At 36.4% G+C, this 4,326-nt stretch carries 3 protein-coding genes and 1 pseudogene; all 4 read right to left on the reverse strand.

The window, feature by feature from the left end; all coding sequences use genetic code 11:
• Nucleotides 1-26 precede the first annotated feature (26 nt).
• The gene (locus BN358_RS21285) at nt 27-1,055 is read right to left on the reverse strand and encodes a DctP family TRAP transporter solute-binding subunit (RefSeq protein WP_019230561.1); all 1,029 of its coding nucleotides are present in this window, start codon (nt 1,053-1,055) and stop codon (nt 27-29) included.
• A 233-nt stretch (nt 1,056-1,288) separates the two neighbouring features.
• Nucleotides 1,289-1,636 carry a helix-turn-helix domain-containing protein gene (locus tag BN358_RS29475; RefSeq protein ID WP_368730817.1) on the reverse strand — a complete coding sequence of 116 codons (348 nt, stop codon included), beginning with the start codon at nt 1,634-1,636 and terminating at the stop codon, nt 1,289-1,291.
• Between the two features lie 174 nt (nt 1,637-1,810).
• A pseudogene (locus tag BN358_RS28055) lies at nt 1,811-3,054 on the reverse strand (sigma 54-interacting transcriptional regulator); the annotation flags it as partial.
• Nucleotides 3,055-3,363: 309 nt separating this feature from the next.
• Complete coding sequence (locus BN358_RS21295; protein WP_019230564.1) at nt 3,364-4,254, reverse strand: NAD(P)-dependent oxidoreductase; 891 nt, start codon at nt 4,252-4,254, stop codon at nt 3,364-3,366.
• Nucleotides 4,255-4,326: the final 72 nt, after the last annotated feature.

Here is a 4,326-nt window from a genome sequence, read left to right on the forward strand (position 1 = left end):
TCGTATAAAAAATTTTATTTGTGCTACTATCTGAAAGCATCAATAAGGTCTTTACCCATTATTGGTTCATATTCAGCGTATACAGGTTGAACTGCTTCTTTGAATACTGCTTTTTGTTCTGGTGTTAATGTGTTTACTTTCATGCCGCCATCAATAAATTGTTGAGTTTGTGTAGCTGCTTTTTCTCTGTTGATTTGTCTCTGGTAAGCAATAGCTTCTTTTGCAGCATCTTTAATGATTTGTTGATCTTCTGCACTGAAGCTTTCAAACTTGTCTTTGTTCATTCCAAGTATGATTGCATCATATGCATAATCCCATACAGTCATGTATTCCTGAACTTCATTGATTTTTGATGAAGAAATAACGTCTGTTGGGTTTTCCTGTCCGTCAATTGTTCCTTGCTGTAAAGCTGTAAACACTTCACCGAAGTTCATTGTTATAGGGTCAGCGCCTAAAGTTTTGTAAAGAGAAATGAACATTTTGATTCCAGGTATTCTTATTTTCATACCAGCCATATCAGCAGGTGATTCAACAGCTTTTTTGCTGTTTGTTAATTGTCTGAAACCATTTTCTCCAAATCCAAGGCCTACTATGTTCTTTTCAAGCAATATTTCATTTAAAGCTGCTCCAGCTTCTCCGTCAAGCAATTTATCTGCAGTGGCAGTATCTTGAATTAAGAATGGTAAGCTTACAACTCCGAATCTTTCATCCATTACTGAATAAATTATATTAGAGTGGAAAGTCAAATCTGTTGAACCTGACATAAGCATTTCAATACCCTTGCTTTGATTTCCGCCTGATAACTGATCATTAGGATATACTTTAACTTCAATTCTTCCATTTGTTTTTTCGCCAACTATTTCAGCGAATTTTTTAGCACCTAAAGTCCAAGTTGATGTGTCTGCAGTTGTAGTACTAAATTTCAAAGTTACCTTTTCCCCTGTAGATTCGGCAGGCTTATCTCCAGCTGGCTGCTCTGATTTTGATGAGCATCCTGTCAAGCCAACACTTAATGTCAAGGCTGCTACAAGTATAAGGGATAATATTTTTTTCATTACTTAAATTCCTCCTAAAAGTTTTTTGATTACATATATACTTGCAATTGATATGCCAATTTTAACACTAAGCCAGAAAAACATTTGCATTTACATAAAGTTAATTTTACATCAAACTCAAAACAGACATTTGCAAACTGTAACTTTATTGAATGTTAAAATTTTGTGCACTCGTTTGCGCATTTTTTTAGCAGTGCCAATTTTTTTAGCACTGCTAAATTTTATTTACTAATTCATTCTGCTAAATTATACTTTTTCATTTTGTTATAAATTGTGTTTCTTGTAACCTGCAGCATATTTGCAGTTATGGTTATATTTCCTCCGGAAATGCTGAGAGCCCTTTCAATGGCCCTTCTTTCCATGACTTCCAGCGGTTCAATATCCCTTTCAGAAAGCGCTTCGGAAGAAGTAGAAGAAGATTCTTCTGCCTGTCTTGTTGCAGCATTTGTAATACTCCACTCAGCATTAAATATTTCATTTTCTGTTATAATGCTGCCATTACAAAGATTAACTGCTCTTTCTATTGCATTTTCCAATTCTCTGATATTTCCCGGCCAACTGTAGCTCAATATTTTTTTCATGGCGCCCGGAGAAATTTCATTAACCGTCTTATTTAAATAATTGCTTACTTTTTTAATGAAATGGCGAATAAGTTCATGAATATCTTCCTTGCGTTCTCTTAATGAAGGAAGATTTACATGAAGAACGTTAATCCTGTAATATAAGTCTTCTCTGAAAATTCCTTTTTTGCAAAGATCCAATAGATTTTTGTTTGTTGCTGCAATAATTCTTACATCAAGATCAAAAACGCTGTTCCCGCCAACCCTTGTAAGCTTTCTGTCCTGAATAACTCTTAACAGCTTACCTGCATATCCATTGGCATTTCCCCTATTTCATCAAGAAATATAGTGCCTCCGTCAGCCAGCTCAAACTTGCCTATTCTTCCCTTGGTGGAAGCACCTGTAAACGAACCGGGTTCATATCCGAAAAGCTCAGATTCCAGAAGCTCTCTTGGGATGGCGCCGCAATTTATTGAAACAAACGGCTGCTTTCTTCTGTCGCTGTAATTGTGTATGGAATGTGCAATAAGCTCTTTTCCCGTACCGCTTTCTCCTGTAATCAATACATTTGACAGGCTGCTGGCTGCAGCTTTTGCAGTATTTATACAGTCCTGAAGCTTTGAACTTGATCCTATAATATCTTCAAAATTAAAATTGGCATAGGCTCCCGTCATTTCATTTAAAAACTTGTTGACTCTTTTGATTTTTCTGAATGTATCTACAACAGTTACAACATTTCCATTTTCATCCTTTATGGGAACTGCTGTCTTAATGAAATGAATTTTGATTCCTGATGCATTTGTAAGGAGAAACTCCTTGTCAATGTAACCTTTTCCTGTCTTCAAAACATCCAAGACAACGGGCTTGAAATCCACAACATTCGATATGTGCTTTCCAATGGATTTTTCCCTGTTCACGCAAAGTATTTCAGCTCCCACCTGGTTCAGATAAGTTACAAATCCGTCCTTGTCCACTGTGAGAACACCATCAGTAAGCGTTTCAACTATTGCACTTTCATATTTGTTTTTCTCAACAATGGCCTTGTTAATCTTTTCAGCTTCATAGCCTATGCTTATTGATCTTGCAGAAGAAGCAATCATGCCAAGAGCATAGAGACTTGCATGTTCTTTTAAGCATATAGCCGACAGCACACCCACTACTTCACCGCCATTGTATACAGGTGCGCTCAATGTTGCATAGTCGTGATAACACGCACAATAATGTTCAGAACCTATAAGGCAAATTGGTCTGTTCTCTGCAATTGACGTGCTTATGGATGTGTTCCCGTTGAACTTCTCGGTAAATCTGCCGCCTAAAGGTAAGTTCATTCCAAAATCCAAGTTATAACCCTTGCACTTCTTTTCCTTTAAAATATATCCATCCTTGTTTACAAAAAAAATCGAAATGAAAGAGTCCATGTACTCGCACATGTTTTCCATAATTTGTTCAGATTGATGCAACAATTCCTTGCTTTCAGCTAAAAGAAAATCTAAATCAAATGCTGAAATATTAAAAAAACAAACATTGCTGTCCTTGTCCGTATTAAGTGCTTCACATCTTTTAAAGCCGTTCTGCACATAATCTGCATAAGTTTTAGACAATAAATTTGTCAAAAAAAATCACTCCTTAAATGAAATCATTTTCATTGCTCATTTATTATACACTAGTAGAATAACTAAGTCAATATTAATACTTTTTTAACAAATATTGTCAAGAGTGATTGATTAAAATTTTATTCTATTTTATTTTTATTCGTTACTGCTCTTAATTTCAACACCCATTCGTTTTTCATAAATTCTTGCAACTGCGCAGTGGTCTTCATTTATTCTTCCGTCTGCTTCAAGCTCATTCATATAGTCCAATACCATTTCGGACATGGGAATTTCAACTCCCAGTTCATTAGCAAGCAATACTGCATTTTTCAAATCTTTCTGGTGAACAGCTACTCTTGCACTTGCCTCATAATTTCTGCTTATTATTTTTGGTGCCTTTGTACTGAAGACCGCACTACCTGCAAATCCATCCTTTATTGCATCGAACAACACCTGTGGGTCAAGACCTGCCTTAACTGCAAATGCCAGCGCTTCTCCAACAGATGCCAGATTGCATCCCACTATCATGTTGTTAGCCAGCTTTGCCACAGAACCGCAGCCTGTACTTCCCATATACGTAACATTTGCTCCCATGCAATGTAGCAGAGGTTGTACCTCTTCAAAAACTTCCTTGTCTCCGCCGCACATGATTGCCAGAGTTCCTTCTACGGCACCCACTTCGCCTCCACTTACAGGAGAATCCAGCAGTTTTATCCCTGCTTCTTTAGCAACAGGATACATTTCACGTATTACATTAGGAGCAGTTGAACTTAAGTCAACAATTATAGTTCCTGTTCTGCCGGAACTTATTATTTTTTGAATGGTTGATTTAACCAAATCATTAGTTGGAAGACATAAAAAAATAATATCGCAGGCATTAGTTATTTCATCAGTGTTATCAACAGGAATACCGCCATTTTCTTCGAAAATATTCTTTTTTTCTTCAACTACGTCAAAGCCTACAACTTCCTGTTTGCTTTTCTTTACTAAATTCACAGCCATAGGCAATCCCATTATGCCCATTCCGATAAATCCGATTTTCTTCAAACTAAACAACTCCTTATTTTTAAATTATTTCAAAAACCACAGCAATAGATGATCAATGCTGCTCAAGATAAT

The sequence above is a fragment of the Sedimentibacter sp. B4 genome (genome assembly GCF_000309315.1).
Lineage (GTDB): Bacteria > Bacillota > Clostridia > Tissierellales > Sedimentibacteraceae > Sedimentibacter > Sedimentibacter saalensis.

Coding starts and splice junctions, on each gene's coding strand:
- BN358_RS21285 (WP_019230561.1), bottom strand. CDS start 1,055: ATGAAAAAAATATTATCCCTTATACTTGTAGCAGCCTTGACATTAAGT.
- BN358_RS29475 (WP_368730817.1), bottom strand. CDS start 1,636: ATGAAAAAAATATTGAGCTACAGTTGGCCGGGAAATATCAGAGAATTG.